Origin of the sequence: Lysobacter enzymogenes (assembly GCF_023617245.1) — a bacterium.
Lineage (GTDB): Bacteria > Pseudomonadota > Gammaproteobacteria > Xanthomonadales > Xanthomonadaceae > Lysobacter > Lysobacter yananisis.
Window position 1 is genome coordinate 4,704,641 of sequence record NZ_CP067396.1, and the last position, 22,963, is coordinate 4,727,603.

20 protein-coding genes are annotated in these 22,963 nt (G+C 70.8%); 12 read left to right on the plus strand and 8 right to left on the minus strand.

What is annotated here, in order from left to right:
• Position 1 precedes the first annotated feature (1 nt).
• Both JHW41_RS19465 and JHW41_RS19470 read right to left on the minus strand, forming a co-directional pair.
• Positions 2-442, minus strand: a complete 441-nt coding sequence (locus JHW41_RS19465; protein ID WP_078995960.1) for an NfeD family protein — start codon at positions 440-442, stop codon at positions 2-4.
• Position 443: 1 nt separating this feature from the next.
• Positions 444-1,400 (minus strand): SPFH domain-containing protein, encoded by a 957-nt coding sequence (locus JHW41_RS19470; RefSeq protein WP_250444817.1) that lies wholly within the window; start codon positions 1,398-1,400, stop codon positions 444-446.
• Between the two features lie 105 nt (positions 1,401-1,505).
• Here JHW41_RS19470 and JHW41_RS19475 point away from each other — a divergent pair, with 105 nt between their 5' ends.
• From JHW41_RS19475 to JHW41_RS19485, 3 genes are all read left to right on the plus strand, one after another.
• The gene (locus JHW41_RS19475) at positions 1,506-2,111 is read left to right on the plus strand and encodes an RNA polymerase sigma factor (RefSeq protein ID WP_250444818.1); all 606 of its coding nucleotides are present in this window, start codon (positions 1,506-1,508) and stop codon (positions 2,109-2,111) included.
• The gene (locus JHW41_RS19480) at positions 2,104-3,033 is read left to right on the plus strand and encodes a hypothetical protein (protein WP_250444820.1); all 930 of its coding nucleotides are present in this window, start codon (positions 2,104-2,106) and stop codon (positions 3,031-3,033) included. The genes JHW41_RS19475 and JHW41_RS19480 overlap by 8 nt, the downstream gene beginning before the upstream one ends.
• Positions 3,034-3,166: 133 nt before the next feature.
• Positions 3,167-4,432, plus strand: a complete 1,266-nt coding sequence (locus JHW41_RS19485) for a PDZ domain-containing protein (RefSeq protein ID WP_250444822.1) — start codon at positions 3,167-3,169, stop codon at positions 4,430-4,432.
• A 507-nt stretch (positions 4,433-4,939) separates the two neighbouring features.
• On the opposite strand, the gene JHW41_RS19490 is transcribed toward JHW41_RS19485, so the two are convergent.
• From JHW41_RS19490 to JHW41_RS19510, 5 genes are all read right to left on the minus strand, one after another.
• Entirely contained in the window at positions 4,940-5,833 is an 894-nt protein-coding gene (locus JHW41_RS19490) for a DUF6607 family protein (protein ID WP_078996007.1), read from the minus strand.
• A 123-nt stretch (positions 5,834-5,956) separates the two neighbouring features.
• Positions 5,957-6,514 (minus strand): Hemin transport protein, encoded by a 558-nt coding sequence (locus JHW41_RS19495; RefSeq protein ID WP_250444824.1) that lies wholly within the window; start codon positions 6,512-6,514, stop codon positions 5,957-5,959.
• A 3-nt stretch (positions 6,515-6,517) separates the two neighbouring features.
• A complete protein-coding gene (locus JHW41_RS19500; RefSeq protein WP_250444825.1) occupies positions 6,518-8,833 on the minus strand; it encodes a TonB-dependent hemoglobin/transferrin/lactoferrin family receptor in 2,316 nt (771 codons plus the stop codon).
• A gap of 288 nt (positions 8,834-9,121) precedes the next feature.
• The gene (gene hemP / locus JHW41_RS19505) at positions 9,122-9,370 is read right to left on the minus strand and encodes a hemin uptake protein HemP (RefSeq protein WP_078995957.1); all 249 of its coding nucleotides are present in this window, start codon (positions 9,368-9,370) and stop codon (positions 9,122-9,124) included.
• Between the two features lie 149 nt (positions 9,371-9,519).
• Positions 9,520-10,485 (minus strand): potassium channel beta subunit family protein, encoded by a 966-nt coding sequence (locus JHW41_RS19510; RefSeq protein WP_057946496.1) that lies wholly within the window; start codon positions 10,483-10,485, stop codon positions 9,520-9,522.
• 76 nt (positions 10,486-10,561) lie between these two features.
• Here JHW41_RS19510 and JHW41_RS19515 point away from each other — a divergent pair, with 76 nt between their 5' ends.
• From JHW41_RS19515 to JHW41_RS19545, 7 genes are all read left to right on the plus strand, one after another.
• Entirely contained in the window at positions 10,562-11,503 is a 942-nt protein-coding gene (locus JHW41_RS19515) for a hypothetical protein (protein ID WP_250444828.1), read from the plus strand.
• Positions 11,504-12,688: 1,185 nt separating this feature from the next.
• Positions 12,689-13,279 carry a TMEM165/GDT1 family protein gene (locus tag JHW41_RS19520; protein ID WP_250444829.1) on the plus strand — a complete coding sequence of 197 codons (591 nt, stop codon included), beginning with the start codon at positions 12,689-12,691 and terminating at the stop codon, positions 13,277-13,279.
• 146 nt (positions 13,280-13,425) lie between these two features.
• A complete protein-coding gene (locus JHW41_RS19525) occupies positions 13,426-14,565 on the plus strand; it encodes a GGDEF domain-containing protein (RefSeq protein ID WP_139381773.1) in 1,140 nt (379 codons plus the stop codon).
• Between the two features lie 384 nt (positions 14,566-14,949).
• Entirely contained in the window at positions 14,950-16,248 is a 1,299-nt protein-coding gene (locus tag JHW41_RS19530) for a NupC/NupG family nucleoside CNT transporter (protein ID WP_250444831.1), read from the plus strand.
• 4 nt (positions 16,249-16,252) lie between these two features.
• Positions 16,253-17,233: a ribokinase gene (locus JHW41_RS19535; RefSeq protein WP_250444833.1), complete on the plus strand. Its 981-nt coding sequence runs from the start codon at positions 16,253-16,255 to the stop codon at positions 17,231-17,233.
• A 287-nt stretch (positions 17,234-17,520) separates the two neighbouring features.
• Positions 17,521-19,641: a TonB-dependent receptor gene (locus JHW41_RS19540; protein ID WP_250444835.1), complete on the plus strand. Its 2,121-nt coding sequence runs from the start codon at positions 17,521-17,523 to the stop codon at positions 19,639-19,641.
• A gap of 25 nt (positions 19,642-19,666) precedes the next feature.
• Positions 19,667-20,788, plus strand: a complete 1,122-nt coding sequence (locus JHW41_RS19545; protein WP_250444837.1) for a PepSY-associated TM helix domain-containing protein — start codon at positions 19,667-19,669, stop codon at positions 20,786-20,788.
• On the opposite strand, the gene JHW41_RS27450 is transcribed toward JHW41_RS19545, so the two are convergent.
• Positions 20,748-20,927 carry a DUF6053 domain-containing protein gene (locus JHW41_RS27450; protein WP_428995579.1) on the minus strand — a complete coding sequence of 60 codons (180 nt, stop codon included), beginning with the start codon at positions 20,925-20,927 and terminating at the stop codon, positions 20,748-20,750. The genes JHW41_RS19545 and JHW41_RS27450 overlap by 41 nt on opposite strands.
• A gap of 199 nt (positions 20,928-21,126) precedes the next feature.
• Between JHW41_RS27450 and JHW41_RS19550 the strand changes: the two genes are divergently transcribed.
• Complete coding sequence (locus JHW41_RS19550) at positions 21,127-21,462, plus strand: YegP family protein (RefSeq protein WP_057949977.1); 336 nt, start codon at positions 21,127-21,129, stop codon at positions 21,460-21,462.
• Between the two features lie 230 nt (positions 21,463-21,692).
• The gene (gene dusB / locus JHW41_RS19555) at positions 21,693-22,691 is read left to right on the plus strand and encodes a tRNA dihydrouridine synthase DusB (protein ID WP_057946488.1); all 999 of its coding nucleotides are present in this window, start codon (positions 21,693-21,695) and stop codon (positions 22,689-22,691) included.
• Positions 22,692-22,963 lie beyond the last annotated feature (272 nt).

The following is a 22,963-nucleotide window of genomic DNA, read 5'->3' on the forward strand; positions in this document are numbered from 1 at the left end:
CTCAGCCCGCCGCTTCCACGTGCAGGACCATGGCCTCGGCGCCGACCACGCGCACCAGCGCGCCGACCGGCAAGTCCGGGCCGCTGACGTCCCAGAACGCGTCGGCGATCTGCACCCGCCCGCGGCCGGCGACGATGCCGCGCTCCAGCGGCACCACCCGGCCGATCAGTTGCTCGGCGCGGCGGTTCAACAGCGGCTGGTCGCTGGCCGGCTCGCGCTTGCGGAACCAGGTGCGGTAGACCTGCACCGAAACGAAGCTCAGCACCACGAACGCGGCGACCTGGGTCAGTACGGTGAGTTCCGGCAAGGCCAGCACCAGCACGAACACCGCCGCCGCGGCCAGCCCGAGCCAGAGCATGAACGCCCCCGGCGCCATCGCCTCGGCCGCGAACAGCAGCAGCGCGACGGCGGCCCAGGCGACGGTCGGCCAGTTCCAGCTCATGTCAGCCTCCGCTGCGCGGCGGCCGCGCGCTCGGAGCGGCCTGCTGGGCCATCGCATCCTTGGCCAGTTCGGCGATGCCGGCGATGGAGCCGATCACGCCGGAGGAATCCATCGGCATCATCACGAACTTCTGGTTCGGCGCCTGCGCCAGCGCCTTGAACGCCTCGATGTACTTCTGCGCGACGAAGTAATTGATCGCCTGCACGTTGCCGGCGGCGATCGCGTCGGACACCAGTTGGGTCGCCTTGGCCTCGGCTTCGGCCAGGCGCTCGCGCGCCTCGGCTTCGCGGTACGCGGCCTCGCGCTTGCCTTCGGCTTCCAGGATCGCGGCCTGCTTGTCGCCCTCGGCGCGCAGGATCTCCGACTGCCGGTGGCCCTCGGCCTCGAGGATGTTGGCGCGCTTCTCGCGCTCGGCCTTCATCTGCCGGGCCATCGAATCGACCAGGTCGCGCGGCGGCTGGATGTCCTTCAACTCGATCCGGTTGACCTTCAGCCCCCACGGATGGGTCGCCGCGTCGACCGCGTTGAGCACCTTGGTGTTGATCTCGTCGCGCTTGGACAGCGATTCGTCCAGGTCCATCGAACCGATCGCGGTGCGGATGTTGGTCATCACCAGGTTGAGGATCGCGATCTCCAGCTGGGCCACTTCGTACGCCGCCTTGGCCGCGTCCTGGACCTGGAAGAACACGATCCCGTCGACCTTGACCACCGCGTTGTCCTTGGTGATCACGTCCTGGCTGGGAACCTCCAGCACCTGCTCCATCATGTTGATCTTGCGGCCGACGTCGTAGATCACCGGGATCAGGAAGTGCAGGCCGGGGTCCATGGTGTGGGTGTAGCGGCCGAAGCGCTCGACCGTCCACTGGTAGCCCTGCGGGACCATGCGCACGGTCTTGAACAACAACACCACGCCGGCGAATACCAAGACCAGCGCCAGAATCGAACCGGCAGCGCCCATGTCGTCCCCCTTCGTCCTTATAGATAGGCGCAGTATAGGCCTTGGCGCCGGCTGCGACCCTTCACGCCCCCGGTGCATCCTTGCCTGGGAATGCCACCCGAACCCATGCCCCTGCCGCCGCCCGCGCCCGCCGCCGACCGGCCCGTGTCGAGCTTCGCCATCGACGTCCCGGAGACGCTGCTGGCGCGCGCCCGCGCCGGCGACGGCGCCGCGTTCGAGCAGATCTACCGCTGGTTCGAACGGCCGGTGTTCACCCTGGCGGTGCGCATCGCCGGCGACCGCGACGAAGCCACCGAAGTGCTGCAGGAGACCATGCTCAAGGTGCTCACGCGGATCGGCGACTTCCGCGGCCACCGCGACGGCAGCGGCACGCCGTTCTGGGGCTGGTTGCGCCAGATCGCGGTCAACGAGGCGCTGATGCGCCTGCGCAGCCGGCGCCGCCACGAGCACGCCGACAGCGAGGACGAACACCTGGCAGACGAACGCGCTCCGCCGCCGCCGGCCGCGGCCGACGCCGCCGCGCTCGGGCGCGCGCTGGCGCAATTGCCCGAGGCCACCCGCAGCGTGCTGTGGCTGTACCACGCCGAGGGCTACACCCATGAGGAGATCGCCACGCTGATGCAGCGTTCGATCAGTTTTTCCAAGTCGCAACTCGCGCGCGGCGGCCGTCGCCTGCGCCAGTTGCTGGAACCGGAGCAGGCCCATGCCTGAGCAGTCCCCTACCCCGTCCGACTGGGCCGGCGCGTTCGCCGCGCTGCCCGCCGAAACGCCGCCCGCCGGCGGCTGGACGCGCCTGGCCGAACGTCTGGCCGAACACCCCGTCGCCGCCGCGGCGACCGCGTCGGCGTCCGTTGCCGCCACCGCGCGCCGCTCGCGCCAGCGCTGGGCGCTGGCGGCGATGCTTGCCGCGGCGCTGCCGCTGGGCCTGTGGCTCGGCCTGCGCGCGCAGCGGCCGGCGCAAGGCCCTGTGTCGGAACCGCTGGTGCGGCAGGCTCCGCCGGCCGCAGCGCCGCAGCGCGATGCGGTTACGGCGCCGACGCGAACCGACGACGGTAACCAACGCATCGCCGCGAGCGGACAGGCCGACGGCGGAAACCGAAGCGTCGCCGGAACCGCGGATCGCGGCCGCGACAGCGCCTCCGAAGCGCGTCCGACGCCGGCACCGGCGACAGCCGACACGACGCAACCCACCCGCACCGCTACCGCCGAGCGCCGTTTGGCGACGGCCGCGAAGGTCGTGCCGCAACCGCGCGCGACCGCCGCCGCGCCGTCCGACGCGACGCCATCCGCAGCGCCCGACCACGTTGCCCGCGCCTCCGACGACGCCCGCTTCGCCGCGCAATTGCGCGAACTGCAGGCCGAGTCGGCGCAATTGGAAGCGCTGGTGGCCGCCGCGCGCGACGAGCGCGTCGCCAGCGCCGCCGCCGCGGTCATGAGCGCCGACCTCGACCAGCGCCTGCGCCTGATCGACACCGCATTGATCGACGGCGCCCTGCCGGCCGTCTCGCGCGTGGCGCTGTGGCGCGAACGGGTCGACTCGCTGCGCGCGCTGGCCGGCGTAGAGAGCACCCAGCGCTGGTTCGCCGCGCGCGGCGGCGAGCGCTACGACGGCGCACTGGTGCGCGTGGACTGAAGGCCGAATGCCCATGCACGAGCCCGCCCTGCCCCACTGCGCGACGCCCGCCTGCGAGCCGCCGTCCGCCTTCGCACCGCCGAACCGCAACGCCCGTCGCACCCCATCCACGCCCACCCGCCCGGAGGCCGCCATGTCGTTCCATTTCCTGCTCCCCGCCGCGCTGGCCGCCGCGGTCGCCGGCTCGCTCGCGGCTCCGGCCGTGGCCGCGCCGACGGCCGCCGCCCCGGCGCGCACCACTACCTATAGTTATGTCTACCGTTACAGCGGCGACGGCGCGCCGCAGGTGCTGGCGCAACTGGCGCCGGAACCGCCGCGCAGCGGCGCCTACCCGCGCGGCGCGATGCCGCAGCCGGCGCCGTTCGGCCCGGTGCTGATCAGCGACAACCAACGACGGCCGCAGTTGGGTGTGATCCTCGCGCCGGACGCGCGCAGCGGCGTGTCGATCCTCGCGGTCACGCCCGGCAGCGCCGCGGCGCGCGCCGGCCTGCACAGCGGCGACCGCCTGCTCGCGGTGGACGGCCGCAAGATCGCCGGCGCCGACGGCGAGGCGCGGCTGGGCAACGCGCGCGAACTGCTCGGCGCGCTCAAGCTCGGCCAGCCCGCGCGCATCCTCTACCAGCGCGGCAAGCAGGAGGCCACGCTCGAGGTCGAACCGCAGGCCGGCGAGCGGGTGATGATGTTCCGCAACGCCGACGGCAGCCGCTACGTGCTCAACACCGAAATGCGCAGCATGCGCATCGACCGCGACGGCCGCGCCGGCGTCGGCGAGGCCGGAGTCGCGGTGGCGCCGGGTCTGCGCACCGAGATCTACCGGATCGGGCCGGATCTGGATTGCGCCGGCAAGGACAAGGACAAGCGCGCGGCCTGCAGCATGCCGCTGATCAGCGAAGCGATGCGCTGGAACGGCCTCAACCTGGCCTCGGTCGACCCCAAGCTCGGCCGCTACTTCGGCGCCCAGCGCGGCGTGCTGGTGATCAGCGCGCCGCTCGAACTCAAGGGACTGGAAGCCGGCGACGTGATCCAGAACGTCGACGGCCGCGCGGTCGACACCCCGCGCGAGGCGATGGACGCGCTGCGCGGCAAGCGCGAAGGCGCCCAGGTCGAGATCGGCTACCTGCGCGATCGCGCCAGCGCCAAGCTCAAGCTGACCGTGCCCAAGGCGGTGGCCTGGGTGCCGCCGCCTCCGCCGCCGGCGCCGCCCGCTCCACCCGCGCCGCCGACCGCCCCGGTGCCGCCGGCGCCGGCGGTCGCGCCGCCTGCTCCGCCCGCACCGCCCGCACCGCCGCCGCCCCCGCCTCCGCCTCCGCCGCCCAAGGGCAAGGTCGCGTCGGCGCCGCCGGCGCCACCCGCGCCGGTGCAGTTTGCGCGCGGCGCGCAGGGCTACCGCGTCGATTGAATCGCGCCGCGCCAACCCGGCCGCGCCGATCGCATGGATGCGGCGCGTGGGCCGGATCGCGCGGATCGAATCGCGCGGTTCGAGTCGCGTGATGCGAATCGCCTGATTCGAATCGCCTGATTCGAATCGCCCGATTCGAATCGCCCGATTCGAGTCGCCTGCTTCGAGTCGCCTGCTTCGAGTCGCACGACTCGACTCGTGCGGCACAAGCCGCCGGGTTCGAGCCGCACGATCCGACTCCCGCCGACCGCAATCGTCCCGCCCCGCCCAGCCAGTTTCCCCATTCGGGGCCGGCCGCCCAGCGCGCCCGGCCCCTTTTTTTTCGCGCCGCCAATCATTCGGTCCACGCGACCGGCAGCGACACCGCAGCCGATCCCTCTCGCACCGATACCGACTCGCGGCCAAGAAAAAGGCCGGGCATCCCTGCCCGGCCTGTTCCGATCCTCGCTCCGGCACCTGCGCTCCTTCGCGGGCCTGGCCGGAAACCGTTGCGTCACCTCGCGCCGCTTACTCGGCCGGCGCCGCGACCACCCACTTGGCGAACACCGCGTCGATGTCCTTGTCGGCGACCTTCTTGCCCTCTTCCAGCTTGCCGGCCTGCTCGAACAACGGAATGATCATCGCCATGCCGTCGACCTTGGTCTTGAGCCGCACGCCCGGCGCCTTGCCCAGGTAAGCGTCCCAGCGCTGGCGCACCTTGGCCCAGTAGCCCTGGGTCGCCTGCCAGTAGGTGTAGGCCGGCTTGAAGTCGATGTCCTTGGTCTTGACGTAATCGTTGAAGCCGAACTCGCGCGCCAGTTCCTGCTGGCTGCCGTCGGGCTTGCGCAGCACCTTGGTGTTGAACTGCTCGTGGGTCCAGCCGTTCGGGGTCAGGGTGTGGCGGTTGATCGCGACGATGGCGTTGTAGTCGCTGCGCTTGGTGTACTCGCGCCGCGGCAGCGGGCGCCAGCTCGGGTCGCTGGTCCAGGTGGCGTTGCCATGGGCGTAGTCCCAGCGGCCGGTGCCGCAGTAGCGCGGCGCGTCGCTGACCTCGTACACGCACTGGGTCCAGGCGCCGCGATTGAGCTCGGCCGGGATCTTGCGCACGTGCCAGGTCTGGTCGGCGCTGAACTCGAAGCGTTGCGGCGCCTCGAACGTCCAATCCTGGCGCCAGTGCTTGGTCACGTGGCCGCTCTTGCCGTCGACCAGGATGTGCTGCAGCACCAGCTTGGTCGGCGTGTCCTCGACCACGATCACGGTCTCGTTGCCGCCGCTGCGCATCGCCGGCGCGCGCTCGTAGCCGGGCTTGAGCAGCACGGTTTCGTCGAAGGCGAAGTCGACGATGTATTCGCCCTGCATCGCCAGGATCGAGGCGCGGTCGCGGACCGGGTCGGCGGCCGGGGCGGCGGCGGTCTGGGCCATCGCTGACAGGCTGGAGAACAGGCTGATCGCCAGCACGCTGGCGCGGAAGTTACGGAGGTTCATGGAATCTCGCTTGGCTCTTTGGCTGAAAAACGAAAACGGAAAGGAAGGGAACATCCGCGCTCAACGCCGGCCGGCGCCCGAGGCCAGGCAACAGCAGGCGTCGGCGCATTCGTCCAGGCGCGCGCCCTCGCCGGCGGCGATCCTCCGCGCCTGGGCCAGGCCCAGCGGCGACAGCTCGGCCGGATCGGCGAGCAGTACGCAGTGGCCGTCGGCATCGCGCAGCACCCGCAAGCGCAGCGCCTGCGCGCGGCGCCCGCCGCGCAGGCGCCGCCACCAGCGCGCCAGCGCCGGGACCACGGCCGGGCGGATCGCCGCGGCCGCGTCGGGCATCGCCGCGGCGACGTCGTCCCAGGCCAGGAAGTCGCTGTCCGGCAGCAGGTACAGCCGCCAGCACTCGCGCCCGCCGGCGTCGCAAAAACGCAGCGCTTCGCCACCGCCGTCGCCCAGGCGTTGCGCGCTGCGCGCCGCCAGCCAACCGTCGAGGGCGTCGCGCTGGCGACGCGGATGCACGCACAGCACCGTCGCCACCGCCGCCAGCCGCTCCGGCGCGGGCAGCGCGGCGCGCGCGCCGCCGCGCTGCGGCAACAAGGCGAAGGCGGACGCCGGCGCGGCGCGCATGGCTTACCAGCTCACCGCCACGCTGGCGCCGACGTTGCGGCCCGGCGCGGTGTAGCGGTCGAGGATGGCGCTGGACGCGGTCAGCGCGCCCGGGACGTCGCCGCTGTCCCAGTACTTCTTGTCGCCGAGGTTGAACACGCCGACGTTGAACTTGGCGCCCGGAGCGAAGTCCCAGTGCGCGAGCAAGTCGAGCACGCCGTAGCCCGGCGCCGCGAAGCGGTTGGCCTCGGGCAGGTCGGTCTTGTGGCGGGCGAAGCGACCGGCCAGCTCCACGCCCCAGCTTTCGCGGTCGTAGGCCACGCCGACGGTCGCGGTCAGCGGCGCGATCGATTCCAGCGGGCGGTCGTCGGTCTTGTCCTCGCCCTTGCTGTAGGCGGCGGCGAAGCGGGTCGACCAGCCGGCCAGCGACGGATACAGCGCGCCGAAGTCCACGCCGCCACGCAACTCGACGCCGCGGATGCGCGCCTTGTCCACGTTCTGCGACTGGAACACGATCAACGGCGTCTGCGGCGGGGCGCTGACCTGGCGGTTGGACTCGATGAAGTCCTTGTAGTCGTTGTAATAGCCCGACAGCTGCGCGTACACCGCCTTGCCGCTGTAGCGCAGGCCCAGCTCGTAGCCGTTGCTGGTCTCGGGCTTGAGGTCGGCGTTGGGGATCGCGGTGTAGCCGAACTGCAGGTTGGTGAAGCCGAGGTTGACGTCGCTGTAGGGCGGCGCGCGGAAGCCGCGCTGGTAGCCGCCGTACAGCGACCAGTCCTGGGCGAAGTGCCAGACCGCGCCGAGCTTGGGCGAGACGCTGGTCTTGCTGAGGTCGCTGATCTTCACGCCCGGGTTGTCGCCGTTCCAGATCGCGTCGCTCTGCGGCTTGAGTTCGTAGCGGTCCACGCGCACCGCCGGCACCAGCCGGAACGCGCCGTCGGCGAAGCGGATCTCGTCCTGCACGAACACACCGGCGTTGCGGGTCTTGCTGATCGGGAAATCGCGCACCGGGAACGCGTCGGGCGAGATCGTGCTGCTGACGACGCCGTTGGTCAGGTTGATCGAGCGGCCGTCGCGCTTCTGGCGGAACTCGGTCTGCTCGTACTCGAAGCCGTAGGTGAGCGTGTGCTCGACCGAGCCGGTGGCGAAATCCTTGTGCGCGGTGGCCTCGGCGCCGTAGACGCGCTGGTCGAAATTGAACTCGCGCAGGCGCAGGCTCGGGCTGGTGTCGCGGCCGGCGACCACGCTGGCGCGCTGCTCGCGGGTGCGCTGGGTGGTCTCGCTGTCCTGGCGGTAGACCTGCCAGCGCAGCGAATCGGCCAGGACGCTGTCGAGCGAGTCGATCTCGTGGGCGAAGGCCACACGCGCGCGGGTCTGGTGGTCGTTGCCGGCCATCGACGCCACCCGCGTGCGCGGCGCGGTCGGCGGCAGGCCCGGGGTCAGCGCGCTCAGGCCCAGGGCGCTGAACACGTCGGTGGTGGTGCGGTCTTCGCTGCCTTCCACGGTCAGGCGGAAGCGCTGGTTGTCGCTCGGCGCGTACACCAGCTTGGTCAGCAGGCTGCGACCTTCGAAGCGCTGCGGGTTGGCGCGGGTGCGGCTGCCGTCGTGGGCGTCGTTGTCGCCCTGGTTCTCGGTCTCCTTGCCCTGGTGGTGGTTGACCACGACCAGGCCGGACCAGCGGTCGCCGCCGAACGCGGCGGTGACGCTGCCGTAGAGGCCTTCGTTCTGGCTTTCGGCGCCGAGCTTGAGGCCGAAGTACGAAGTCGCGCCGTCCTTGAGGTAATCGGCCGGGTCCTTGGTCACGAACGAGACCACGCCGCCGAGCGCGTCGGAGCCGTGCAGCGCGCTCGACGGGCCGCGCACGATCTCGACTTCCTTGACCGTATCCAGGTCGACGAAATTGCGGCCGGCGTTGGAGAAGCTGCCGATCGAGAAGCCGTCGGAGACCGAGACGCCGTCGACCAGCACGCGCACGCGGTTGCCGCCGAGGCCGCGGATGCGGATGTCGCCCAGGCCGAAGCGCTCGCGGTTGCCGCCGACGTCGATGCCGGGTTCGTAGCGGAACAGGTCGCGGATGTTGCGGGTCAGTTCGTTGTCCATGCGCTCGCGGTCGATCGCGCTGACCGTGGCCGGCACGTCCTGCACGGCGCGCTCGGTGCGGGTGGCGCTGACGACCACGCGGTTGAGTTCGTTGACTTCGCCGCCGGCGGCGTCGGGCGCGTCTGCGGCCTGCGCGGCCGGCAGCGCCAGCAACAGGGCGAGGGCCAGCGCGGAGCGCGCGGGGAGGACGGAGACGGAAACAGGGCGCGCGGACGCAGCCGGGGTATGGACGCGGGACATTCTTCGACTCGGTTGAATGGAACGGTGAGACCGAGGCGAGCTGGCATCCGGAGAGAGTCGGGGCTGGCAGCCTGGGAGAGAGGTGCTGGCGGGACGCACCGCGCCGCGCCCGGGGTGGGCGCGGTGCGGGTGGTGCTTGCGGTGGGGCGGGCCGGCAGGCGGCGGGCTCGGCAACGCGGTGGAGGTTCCTTGCCGAGGGCGCTTGGGCGTCCCGGGCTTGGGAATCTGGACCGACGTGGGAGGGGATGTTGCCGAGCGGGCTTGGCCGGGGGCGCGCCGTGCGCGGGGTTACTTGGTCAGGATCAGCTTGTCGTTGCGGGTATGGCGCAGGCGATAGACCTCGCCGCCGTGGCGGATCAGGACTTCGCGCGCGCCGCGGAGCAGCGCGGCGCTTTCGACCAGTCCGCCCTGGGCGGCGGCGACGACGGCCGAGGCCGCCGCGGCGGCCGGCGCGACCGCCGCCACCGGCGGGGCGACGACGGCCAGGGAACGATCAGTACGGGGCTTCAACTGCAGCACGGGGTTGCGCAGAGACATGGCAGCGACTCGTTCGGGGGGTGGGCTCCCGAATGATGATAATGATTCTCATTTGCCAGTCAACACGCGATTGCAGGAAATTGCGTGCCCGGTCCCACCGTTCGTCGGCCGCCCGCCCGAACCCCCGGCCGGCGGCCTCGATGCCGCGCTCAACGTGTGACCGCTTCCACCCTCTGCCATTGCGCGTCTTCCAGCTTCACTTCCAGCGCCCCCAGGTTCTGCAGCAACTGCTCGACTCGGCTCGCGCCGAGGATCGCGGTGGACACGTGCGGATTGCGCAGGCACCAGGCGATCGCCAGCGACGCCGGCGCCACGCCCAGTTCCTGCGCCAGTTCGACGAACGCCGTCACCCGCTCCAGCCGGCGCTGCCCGCTCTCGCCGACCGCGACCCGCCGCAACCACTCCTTGTCGGCGTGGCCGAGCCGGCTCTCGCCCTCGAAACCGGCGCGGTATTTGCCGGTCAGCAGGCCCGAGGCCAGCGGCGACCAGATCGTCGCGCCGAGGCCGAGTTCGGCGTACAGCGGCGCGTATTCGAGCTCGACGCGTTCGCGATGCAGCAGGTTGTACTGCGGCTGCTCCATGCTCGGCGGCTGCAGATGATGGGCGCGGGCGATCTTGTGCGCTTCGCGGATCAGCGCCGCCGGCCATTCCGACGTGCCCCAGTACAGCACCTTGCCCTGGCGCACCAGCGAATCCATCGCCCACACCGTTTCCTCCACCGGCGTGTCCGGGTCGGGGCGGTGGCAGAAATACAGGTCCAGGTGCTCCACCCGCAGCCGCTTGAGCGCGGCATGGCAGGCCTCGACCACATGCTTGCGCGACAGGCCGCGCTGGGTCGGCCGCGGCTCGGCCTCGGCGCCGAAGAACACCTTGCTCGACACGCAATAGCCGTCGCGCGGCAGGCCCAGCTCGGCGATCGCCTCGCCCATGACCCGCTCGGCCTCGCCGTTGGCGTAGCCCTCGGCGTTGTCGAAGAAATTGACGCCGTGGTCCCACGCCGCGGCGATCAGCTCGCGCGCAGTGTCGCGGCCGATCTGCGCGCCGAAGGTGACCCAGGCGCCGAACGACAGCGCGGATACCTGCAAGCCGGACGAACCCAGTCGACGGTATTGCATAACAAGCCTCCCATCCGATGATCGATTGCGGGCATGCTACGCCGATGAATGCGACGACCACGCGCGGCGGCGGCCGATGAATCCGGGCACCCGGGGCTTGCTCGCGGCGGTGGCCGCGGCCGCGATCGCGGTGTCGGGCTGGCAGTGGTGGCGCGCGCGCGAGGCGGTGCACGCGCCGACGCCGGCGCCGGCCGCGAGCGCACCGGCGGACATCGCGGCGCCGACGGCGGCCGCGCCGATCGCGCGGCCCGCGCGCCCGCCCGATCCGGCCCAGGCCGGATACCGCCAACGCCGCCAGGACGAACTGCGCCAACGCGCCGACGCCGGCGACAGCCGCGCGGCCTGCCAGCTCGGCGTCGACCTGCTGCGCTGCGCCGACACCTCCGCCGCGCAGCAGCTCCTCGCCGGCGCCGAGCAGAACGCCAGCGCCGGCCTGGCACCGGAACAACGCGCCTACATGACCCGGATGGAAGACCGCGCGCGCCAGCTCATCGCCGAATGCCGCGACGCGCGCAGCGACGCCTGGCGCCAGGGTAACCGCTACCTGCGCCAGGCCGCGCTGGCCGGCGAACCCGAGGCGATGTACCGCTACGCGCGCGGCGATTCGGTGTTGCTGGATTACTCCCATCTCAACACGCCCGAATTCGATCGCTGGCGCGCCGAAGCCGGCAATCTGCTGCAGCTCTCGTTCGAGGCCGGCTACACCCCGGCGCTGTTCGATCTGATGACCGCCTACAGCGACAATTCCTCGCCGATCACCGGCCTGATCGCCGACGACCCGACCAAGGCGCGGGCGATGCGCTTGCTGGTGGCGCGGCTGAGCGGCAACCCGGCCGATCCGCCGGCCTCGCGCGATGCGACGCTGGAGCCGGCGGCGGCGGCGTTGGCGGCGCAGTGGCAGCGCGACTACTTCGCAGCGGTGAAGACGCCGTTGCAGCGGATGCCGCGGGTGATGCCGGCGAGTTTCGCGGCGTTGTACGGGGAAGAGGGGAGCGAGGCGTCGGCTTGTTCGCAGTGAGGGGGCTGTGCGGTGTTTGCGGGGTGACGTGGTTTGCGGATCGGGTTTGTGCGGTATCGGCTGTCTGCGCATTCGTCCTTCGTGCACCGGTTTCGTCCGCGACGTCTCGGCCCCTGTCCGTCATTCCGGCGAATGCCGGAATCCAACCGAAGCGACAGGGCTCCGCCGGAACATTCCGGGACGAGGATCTCCCAGGCCGTCATTCCAGCGGAAGTTGGAACCAACCGAGGTTGCGTAGCTCCGCCGGAACATCCCGGAGCGTGGGCCTTCCAGGTCGTCATTCCAGCGAAAGCTGGAATCCATTTTGACTTTGCCGTTGCTCCTGCTTTTTCCGTTGCAACGAGTGATGACAAGCCGCAATCAAGAGCTTCCGTCCGCAAGCGGCCGGGTCACTTTCTTTGTCTTAAGCCACAAAGAAAGTAACCAAAGAAAAGGCCTTGTTTTTTCGGATCAAAAGCCACTTAGGTCCAGTACCGGGCGCGGGGCCGCGCCATAAGGGACATCCTGTCCCATGGCGCGCGTGCGCATCCATGCGCACGCCCTTCGGGGCTGCGGAACTACTGCATCGTGCTCGGGGGCGAGCACTAGCAACGGCAACAGCAAGATCACAATGGATTCCGGCGTTCGCCGGAATGACGGTGGGTGTGGCGGCGGCGCGGAAGGCTTGACGCGGTCGCTACTCGCTCGGCTCCTGCAGCCGGACACGAAACCCGCCGTAGCCCCTGTAGGAGCGGCGCGAGCCGCGACCGCGACACTTCACCGGCGACGAACGCTCCTTTCGAAACTCCGCCGCAGACGCACATCGCCCCTGCCGCCCGCGAACGACGCGACGCACACCCTCGCCACTCGCTCGGCCGCTCAACCGCTCAACCGCTCAACCGCTCAACCGCTCAACCGCTCAACCGCGAAAGCCTCTCATTTGCTGCATCGCCCGATCGATATGGCTACAATGCGCACACTTTCCTCCTCCGGGGAGTAGCCCACCCGCCGGCGTCAGCTCGCGGGGGCATGCGTCAACACACTTGGCCAGCAGGCCATGGCGCATGAGCGGCAGCCAGCGCGAGCGTCCATCGACCTCGAGCCAGCGACCACGGGCAAGACCGAAGGCAGGCGTTGTGCGTACCCGGGTCGGGCCGCGCGGCGTTTGCCTTCGCGTCCACGCGAATGCCCGGCCCTGGAGTTCCCATGGATCTGTCCCACTTCCCGGCCTGGGTCGTCGCCACTGCCGTGTCCACCGGTACCGTCGCGCTCGCCGAAATCGGCGACAAGACGCAGCTGCTGGCCCTGCTGCTGGCCGCGCGCTTCCGCAAGCCGGTGCCGATCATCCTCGGCATCCTCCTGGCCACCCTGCTCAACCACGCGCTCGCGGCCTGGTTCGGCACGCTGGTCGCCGCGTTCCTCAAGCCCGAAGTCCTGCGCTGGGTGGTCGCCGCGAGCTTCCTGGCGGTCGCGCTGTGGACGCTCAAGCCCGACAAGCTCGACGAGGGCGAAACCCAGTTCTCCGCGCGCGGCGCCTTCATCGCCACCACCATCGCGTTCTTCTTCGCCGAGATCGGCGACAAGACCCAGGTCGCCACGGTGTTGCTGGCGACCCGCTACGAGCCGCTGTGGGCGGTCATCGTCGGCACCACCGTCGGCATGCTGCTGGCCAATGTCCCGGTCGCCCTGCTCGGCGCCCGCTTCGCCGACCGCTTGCCGCTGAAGACCGCCCGCTTCGTCGCCGCGGCCGTGTTCGCCGCGCTGGCGCTGTGGGTGGCGATCCGCGGCATCGGCTGAGCCCCGCCGGCGCCGGTCCCGGCCGGCGCGCGCGACCGGCCGTCGCCGCGGCCGCGGCCGCCGGCGCGAATCGCGCCGCCGTGCGCGCGGCGGCGGGCCGCTCTCGCGCTATGCTCGCGCGGGGCCGCCGGGACGGAAGGACGGGGATGTACCAGGGCGTAGGCGGACGGATGCGCAGCGTGCTGATCGCGCTGCTGGCGCGGCCGGACGAAATCATGCTCGAGATCGGCGCCGGCGGCGAACTGCTGGTGGCGCGGCTGCGCGCGGTGTTGGCGGCGATGCTGCTGCTGTTGCCGTTGTTCAACGCGCTCGGCGGCGGCAGCGTCAAGGAGACCCTGATCGGCCTGGGCGGGGCGGTGTTCGTCAACGTGTTCTCGCAGCTGTGGCTGGCGCTGGCGCGGCGCCAGCGCCGTTACCGCTGGCTGCCGTTCTGCACCGCCGCCTTCGACGTCACCGCCACCACCGCGGTGCTGGCGATGCTGGCGGTGCAGCACCTGCCGGCCGGGCTCAACAGCCTGATCGTGTGGTGCGGCTACCTGCTGGCGATCCTGATGACCGCGCTGCGCAGCGACGGCCGGGTGACCCTGTTCTCCGGCGTGCTGGCGTTGCTGCAGTACGGGCTGCTGGTGCTGTGGGTGTTCGCCGTCGCCGGCTCGCCCGAGGACCTGATGTCCAGCGACTACGGCGCGGTCACCGTCGGCAGCCAGACCCAGCGCCTGCTGCTGCTGGCGATGATGACCCTGGCCACCTCGATGGTGGTCTACCGCATGCAGCGGCTGATCGAGATGTCCGGCACCGACGGCCTGACCCGGCTGCCGAACCGGACTTGGCTGACCCACCGCATCCCGCGCCTGTTCGACGCGGTGCGCCGCGACGGCGGCAGCCTGACCTTGGCGCTGATCGACCTGGACCACTTCAAGCGCATCAACGACGACTACGGCCACCGCCTCGGCGACCGCAGCCTGCGCCACCTGGTGGCGGTGCTGCGCGAGCAGGCCGAGCCCAGCGAATGGCTGGTGCGGCTGTCCGGCGGCGAATTCCTGCTGGTGATGCGCAAGCCGCTGGGCACCGCGTTCGAGGAAGTCGACGCGATCCGCCGCACCGTCGCCGAGCGCCCGTTCGAGCCCGGCCGCGGCGCCGAGCCGCTGTGGCTGAGCTTCAGCGCCGGGCTGGTGACCTTCCCGCAGGAAGGCGGCGACCTGTCGCGGCTGCTGCGCCGCGCCGACCTGCGCCTGCAGCGGGCCAAGCAATCCGGCCGCAACCGGGTAGTGGCGCGCGATCTTTGACCGCCGCGCGGGCCGGCTGAACGATTCGGCCCGATTGGGCCTGATGCTGCGGACCACGGCGGCGCCGGTTCCGGCCCGCCCGCGCCCGTTTTGCCGGAACCGGCGCCCGAACGCTCCAAAACACCCGCCGCGACCGCCGCAAACGCGGGCGCGGCTGCGCCCGGCCGCGGTTTTCGCCGCCGTTGCGCGGCCACCCACGGACCGCACCGACCGTGCCGTTTCGCCGCCGCCCCGCCCCAACGCCCTCGCGGACCGCTAAAATCGCCGGTTTTCGCGCCCTGCGCTGCGCCGCGGCTTGCCGCTGGATCGCTGTGCCTCTAGGCTGCGCCGACTAACTATTAGACGTCTAAAGCCGCCGGGGCTCCGGCGCCCGGGGAGAGTGGAGTGGATTCGATTTCGCGCGTGGGCTTCGGCCTGTTCGGTCTGGCGGTGCTCGTCGCCATCGCCTGGGTGTTCTCGGTCAACCGCCGCAAGGTCGATTGGAAGCTGGTCGCCATCGGCATCACCCTGCAGATCGCCTTCGCCGCGGTGGTGCTGCTGGTGCCGGGCGGCAAGGACGTGTTCGACGCCATCGGCAAGGGCTTCGTGCACGTGCTCGAGTTCGTCGGCGCCGGCTCGAAGTTCATCTTCGGCGACCTCATGGACGTCAGCAAATTCGGCTTCATCTTCGCCTTCCAGGTACTGCCGACGATCATTTTCTTCTCCGCGCTGATGGGCGTGCTGTACCACCTGGGGGTGATGCAGGCGGTGGTGCGCGGCATGGCTTGGGCGATCACCAAGGTCATGCGCGTGTCCGGCGCGGAGACCACCAGCGTCTGCGCCAGCGTGTTCATCGGCCAGACCGAGGCGCCGCTGACCGTGCGCCCCTACATTCCGAAGATGACCGAGTCCGAGCTGATCACGATGATGATCGGCGGCATGGCCCACATCGCCGGCGGCGTGCTCGCGGCCTATGTCGGCATGCTCGGCGCCGGCGACCCCGAATCCCAGGCGTTCTACGCCAAGCACCTGCTGGCGGCCTCGATCATGGCCGCGCCGGCCACGCTGGTGATCGCCAAGATCCTGGTGCCGGAAACCGGCGAGCCGCTGACCCGCGGCACGATCAAGATGGAAGTGGAGAAGAACACCGCCAACATCATCGACGCCGCCGCCGCGGGCGCCGGCGACGGCCTGCGCCTGGCGCTGAACATCGGCGCGATGCTGCTGGCCTTCATCGCGCTGATGGCGCTGATCAACGCGCCGCTGACCTGGATCGGCGAGCACACCGGCCTGGCCGCGGCGATCGGCAAGCCGACCGACCTGTCCACCATCCTGGGCTTCCTGCTCGCGCCGATCGCCTGGGTGATCGGCACGCCGTGGGCCGACGCCAACGTGGTCGGCGGCCTGATCGGCGAGAAGGTCGTGCTCAACGAGTTCGTCGCCTACACCCACCTGGCCGACATCGTGAACGGCAAGGTCGCCGGCGTCAGCCTCAGCGACGAGGGTCGCCTGATCGCGACCTATGCGCTGTGCGGCTTCGCCAACTTCTCCTCGATCGCGATCCAGATCGGCGGCATCGGCGGGCTCGCCCCGGAACGCCGCCAGGACCTGGCCCGCTTCGGCCTGCGCGCGGTGCTGGGCGGCTCGATCGCCACCTTCATGACCGCGACCATCGCCGGCGTGCTGACCCACTTCGCCTCGTAAGCGCATGAGCGATTCCGCCAACAAAGGCCGCGTCGTCGTGGTCGGCTCGTTCAACGTCGACCACGTCTGGGCGCTGCCCGCGCTGCCGCGCCCGGGCGAGACCCTGGCCGGCACTTACCGCACCGGCCCCGGCGGCAAGGGCTTCAACCAGGCCACCGCGGCCGCGCGCGCGGGCGCGACGACCGCGTTCGTGTGCGCGCTCGGCGACGACGCCGGCGGCCGCCTGGCGCGCGAGCTCGCCGCCGGCGACGGCCTGGACCTGCGCGCGCTGCGCAGCGCCGAGCCCACCGGCACCGCCGGCATCTACGTCGACGCCGACGGCCGCAACACCATCGTGATCGGCCCCGGCGCCAACGCCGAGCTGTCGCCGGCCTTCGTCGGCGAGCACGCGGCCGCCCTGGACGCCGCCCAGGTCGCGCTGACCCAACTGGAAACCCCGCTCGAATCGGCCATCGCCGCGTTCGCGCGCGCGCGCGATGCCGGCGGATCGACCCTGCTCAACCCGGCCCCGGCCGATGCGGTCGCCAGCGACGCGCTGTGGGCGCTGACCGACATCGCCACGCCGAACGAAACCGAGTTCTGCGCGCAGTTGCAGCGCCGGGGCGGCGACGCGCTCGACCCCGACGCGCTCGCCGGCCTCGACGACGCGGCGCTGCACGCGCACTGCCGCCGCTTGCTGGCGCACGGCAGCGTGGTGATCACCCTGGGCAAGTCGGGCTGCTTCGTCTCCCATGCCGACGGCGCGCTGCGCGGCGACGAGCAGGCGTTCTATCGCGTCCCCGCCGCGGCGGTGAAGGCCATCGACACCACCGGCGCGGGCGATGCCTTCAACGGCGCGCTGGCGGCGGCGCTGGCGCGCGATCCGGACGCGGCGTTCGGCGAACACGTGCGCTACGCGGTGCGCTTCGCCGGCCTGTCGACCGAACGCGCCGGCGCGGCGGCGGCGATGCCGAGCGACGCCGAGCTGCGGGCGCGGTTCGGCTGAGCTGAGAGCCGCACCGGGGTCGCGGCAGGGCCCTCGCCAGGATCTGCTTCTGTGGGAGGGCCTTCAGGCCCGATGCTCTTGTTTCAGGTCGCGGCAACCTGGCCGAAAAGCATCGGGCCTGAAGGCCCTCCCACTGTCGTTCTGGCAGCACCTAAACGACTGAAACGCCTGGATTTTCGGCTCTCCGCACGCAGCCTGCGCGACCGCAGCGCCGTCCACGGCCTTTGACTTGAGAATGGTTCGCATTAACATGCGATCCCTGTCGCAGTTCCCAGGCCGCCCTCCCCATGCTCCGTCCCCAGCTTCTCGCCAGCGCCGTGCTGGCTGTCCTCATCGCGCCCATCGCCCAGGCCGAGGAGGCCAAGGACCTCGATCGCGTCACCGTCTCGGCCAGCACCAGCCGCACGCCCAACTCGGAAGCGGCGCTGGCCAACACCATCACCGTGATCGACGCCGAACAGCTCAAGCAGCAGTTGGCGGTGACCCAGGACGTGTCGCAGATCCTCGCCAACCTGATCCCCTCGTTCTCGCCCTCGCGGCAGAAGCTGACCAACGGCGGCGAAACCCTGCGCGGACGCAAGCCGCTGTACCTGGTCGACGGCGTGCCGCAGTCGACCCCGCTGCGCGAAGGCGGCCGCGACGGCCACACCATCGATCCGGCGATGATCGAGCGCATCGAGGTCATCCACGGCGCCAACGCGCTGCAGGGCCTGGGCGCATCGGGCGGCATCATCAACATCATCACCAAGCGCGCGCCGCGCCGCGACGGCGAGAGCTTCCAGGACGTCAACATCGGCGTCAGCAGCGCGCTGCCGAACCAAAGCGACAGCGTCGGTTACCGCGCCTCCTACCTGTTCGGCACCCGCAGCGGCGATGTGGACTTCGTCGGCGGCGCGTCGTACGCCAGCGAAGGGCTGTTCTACGATGGCAACGGCGACGCGATCGCGGTCAACGACATCCAGGGCGACCTGATGGACGCGCGCAGCTACAACCTGTTCGCCAAGGCCGGCTGGGACATCGACGAAGACAAGCGCCTGCAGCTGACCGCCAACCGCTACCAGCTGCGCGGCAACAACGATTACATCACCGTCAATGGCGACATCCGCACCGGCAAGCTCGCGACGTCCGCGCGCGGCAGCCGCGAGGGCCGCGGCGCGCAGAACCGCTCGACCTCGGTGGTGCTGGACTACACCGACAAGTCGCTGGCCGGCGGCTACTTCAACGCGCAGCTGTTCTGGGTCGACTTCAACGGCCTGTACGGCGCCACCGACTGGGAAGACTTCTGGCGCGACGGCCGCGATCCGCACTGGTGGGACCAGTCGCAGAACGTGTCGGAAAAGATCGGCGGCAAGTTCGGCTGGTCGCGCGACAACCTGTTCGGCCAGCGCCTGCGCGCGACCTTCGGCCTGGACTGGAACCGCGACAAGACCTACCAGGAACTGGTGGTGGCCAAGCTCAAGTGGGTGCCGCAGACCACTTACGAATCCTGGTCGCCGTTCGCGCAGGCCGAGTGGTGGGTGACCGACAAGGTCATGCTGACCGCGGGCGTGCGCCACGAGCGCGGCAAGCTCGAAGTCGGCGACTTCACCACCATCCCGTCCAACGCCGGCGGCAGCCGCTTCGTCCGCGGCGGCTCGCCGAAGACCCGCGAGACCCTGCCCAACTACGGCGTCGTGTTCGAAGCCACCGACGCGCTGAAGTTCTACGCCTCGTATTCGGAGGGCTACACCGTCGCCGACATCGGCCGGGTGCTGCGCGGCATCACCACGCCGAACCAGAGCGTGGACAAGCTGGTCGACCTGTCGCCGGTGGTGTCGGACAACCGCGAGATCGGCGTGGACTTCGACAACGGCCGCTGGCTGGCGCACCTGGCCGCGTACTGGTCCGATTCCGACCTCGGCTCGCGCCTGCAGTTCGACCGCAACACCCAGAGCTATTTCGTCGTGCGCGAGCGTACCGAAATCCGCGGCATCGAGGGCAACGTCGCGTTCCAGTTCTCCGACAACGGCCGCGCCGGCGTGGGCTACGCGCGCGGCAAGGGCCGCTACGACAGCGACGGCGACGACCGCGTCGATTCCGACCTGCCCGGCATCAACATCAGCCCCGACCGCATCACCGCGTTCTGGGACCAGACCTGGAACGACTGGTTCTCGACCCGCCTGCAGGGCAGCCGCGCGATCGACCGCGACTTCGATTCCAAGGGCGTGCAAGTGGCCAGCACCGACGGCTACACCACCGTCGACCTGCAGGGCCGGTTCAAGCTGCCGCTGGGCCAGCTCAACGTCGGCATCGAGAACCTGTTCGACGAGCAGTACATCACCTACTACTCGCAGAGCACGCCGCGCAACGACACCTACGTGGCCGGACGCGGGCGCGTGCTCAACCTGAGCTGGTCGCACCGGTTCTGATCCCCGCCGCCGCGCACGCCGAGCCATGAATTCCAGCCAGGCCGCCCCCGCTCCGCACGCCCCCGCGCCGCGCCGACTGCGCGCGGCCTTGAAGTGGCTGCACCTGTGGCTGGGGCTGACCCTGGGCAGCGCGTTCGCGCTGGTGGCGCTGTCGGGCACGGTGCTGGCGTTCCAGCGCGAGCTGGCGCTGTGGGCGTATCCGCAACTGCAGCGCGATGCCGACATCGCGCCGCAGCAGCGCGCGCGGGCGCTGGAGCGGATCGTCGCGCACTGGCAGGCCCAGGGCATGACCTCGCTCGACCTGCCCTCGCCGCAGTTCCCGGTCTGGCAGGGCTACTTCCCCGACAACGAGCGGCGCTATTTCGACCCGGCCAGCGGCGAGCTGCTGCTGACCCGCAACACCGGCAACGACCTGATCCTGTGGCTGCGCGACTGGCACACCCACCTGCTGGCCGGCAAAAGCGGCGAGCAGGTGCTCGGCGCGGTCGGCATCGCCGCGGTGTTCCTGCTGCTCAGCGGGCTGTATCTGTGGTGGCCGCGTTGGTCGGCGCTGGCGGCGAGCCTGAAGTGGTATCGCGGGCCGCCGACCCGGCGCTGGTTCAGCTGGCATCGCGGCCTGGGCCTGTGGCTGTTGCCGCTGACCTTGCTGGCGGCGGTCACCGGCACCGCGATGGTCTACGACGAGATCGCGCGCAGCGCCTTGCGCGCGGCGTTTTCCGAAGCCGAACCGGCGAAGCCGCCGAAACTCGCGGCGCGCGCCGACGCGCCGATCGACTGGGCCGCGACCCTGCGCGCGGCCGACGCGGCGGTGGCCGCGGACGGGCCGATTCCCGGCGCGCAATTGCGCCGGATCGGCTTGCCGAAGAAGGACAGCGGGCTGGTGACGATCCGCGCGCGCGCGGTCGACGAATGGCATCCGGTCGGGCGCAGCATGATCTGGATCGATCCGTGGCGCGGCGCGCTGCTGGGCGCGCGCGATGCGACCCGGCAAGGGCCCGGCGCGCGCGCGTACGAGGCGATGTATCCGCTGCACGGCGGCTTCGTCGGCGGGCGGGCGTGGCAGCTGCTGATCGCGCTGACCGGGTTGGCGCCGCCGTTGCTGTTGGTCACCGGCTTCCTGTTCTGGCGGCGCCGGCGCGGTCGCTGAGCGGCACCGGTTGCCCGCCTTGGCGAACTGCTTGGGCTTTTGTGGGAGGGCCTTCAGGCCCGATGCTCTTGTGTCGGATCGCCGCAGACTGACACACGAGCATCGGGCCTGAAGGCCCTCCCGCATAAAGCGAACGCATCGGGCCTGAAGGCCCTCCCACGAAAGCGCCGCCGCGGCTTTCCGGCGCGGAAAAATCTTGCGGGTGTTTCGTCCCCGCATCGCCCGTTCCCGTCCGGTCCGGCTTCACGAGCGCGTTCTAAGCTCGTGTACGTCTTATGCGCGTGCATCCACACGGCCACACCCGCCGCCGCGGCGGCGCCAAACTCGAGGGATCGGACATGGCAGGCAAGTACGTCATCAGCAAGCAGAGCAACGGGCAGTTCCACTTCGTGCTCAAGGCCGGCAACGGCCAGGTGATCCTCAGCAGCGAGGGCTACAAGCAGAAGGCCTCGGCGCTGGAGGGCATCGAGTCGGTGCGCAAGAACAGCCAGATCGACGCGCGCTACGAGCGCAAGAGCGCCGCCGACGGCCGGCTGTATTTCCTGCTTACCGCGAGCAATGGCCAGGCCATCGGCAACAGCCAGATGTACAAGGACGCGAGCGGCCGCGACGGCGGCATCGCTTCGGTCAAGGAGAACGGGCCGTCGCTGAAGGTCGAAGACACCGCGCCCTGAGTCCGGCTTGGCTCGGGCTGGGCCCGGGCCGGGTTCCGCCGTCGCGCCGGTCCGCTACGACCTCGGGCCGGCCGTAACGGCAGGCGCCGGCGAGCCGGCGCCAGGCAGCCAGGGTCCGCGCCCCTGCGACGGCCCGCATCGGCGCATCCGCCGATGACGCTCGCGCCCACGCCTGGCAGGCCTCCGCGCCGCCGCGGGGCCGCCCCGGGCGGGTGGCTTACAATGCGCGCATGCGCATCGGCCCCCATTCCATCGCCCCCCGGGTGATCCTCGCCCCGATGGCGGGCGTCACCGACAAGCCGTTCCGGGTGCTGTGCAAGCGCCTGGGCGCGGGGCTGTGCGTTTCGGAGATGACCACCAGCGATCCGCGCTTCTGGACCACGGCCAAGTCGCGCCATCGCATGGACCACGCCGGCGAGCCCGCGCCGATCAGCGTGCAGATCGCCGGCACGGTGCCGCGCGTCATGGCCGAGGCGGCGCGCTACAACGTCGATCACGGCGCGCAGATCGTCGACATCAACATGGGCTGCCCGGCCAAGAAGGTCTGCAACGCCTGGGCCGGCTCGGCGCTGATGCGCGAACCCGAACTGGTGGCGCAGATCCTGGAGGCGGTGGTCGCGGCGGTCGACGTGCCGGTCACGCTCAAGATCCGCACCGGCTGGGACCACGACCAGCGCAACGCGCCGCTGATCGCGCGCATCGCCGAACAGTCCGGCATCGCCGCGCTGGCGGTGCACGGGCGCACCCGCGACCAGCAGTACACCGGCGTCGCCGAGTACGACACCATCGCCGCGATCAAGGCGCAGCTGTCGATTCCGGTGATCGCCAACGGCGACATCGATTCGCCGCGCAAGGCCGCCTTCGTGCTCGCCCATACCGGCTGCGACGCGGTCATGGTCGGCCGCGCGGCGCAGGGGCGGCCGTGGATCTTCGGCGAGATCGCCCACTTCCTGGAACACGGCGAGGAACGCGCGCCGCCGTCGCTGGCGCAGGTGCGCGAGATCCTGCTCGGCCACCTCGAACACCTGCACGCGTTCTACGGCGAAGTCTCCGGCGTGCGCATCGCGCGCAAGCACCTGGGCTGGTACGCCAAGGACCGCCCGGAGAACGCCGCCTTCCGCGCCGTGGTCAACCGCGCCGAATCGGCCGAGCAGCAGCTGCGGCTGACGCGCGATTACTTCGATGCGCTGGTGGCTGGGGTGGTTCCGGAATTGCCGGCGGCGGCTTGAGCGCAGTCGGCGGTTCGATATGGGATTGCGCTGCGACCTGAGCGGAGAGCGTCGGGGCTGAAGCCCTCCCACGAGAGCATCGGGGTTCAAGCCCCCCCATGAAGGCATCGGGGTTGAGGCCCCTTCCACGAGAGCATCGGGGGTTCAAGCCCTCCCATGAAAGCATCGGGGCTGAAGCCCCTCCCGCGAGAGCATCGGGGTTCAAGCCCCTCCCACAAGAACACCGGGGTCGAAGCCAATCCCACAGGGGCGGCGCGCGACCGTGGGAGGGC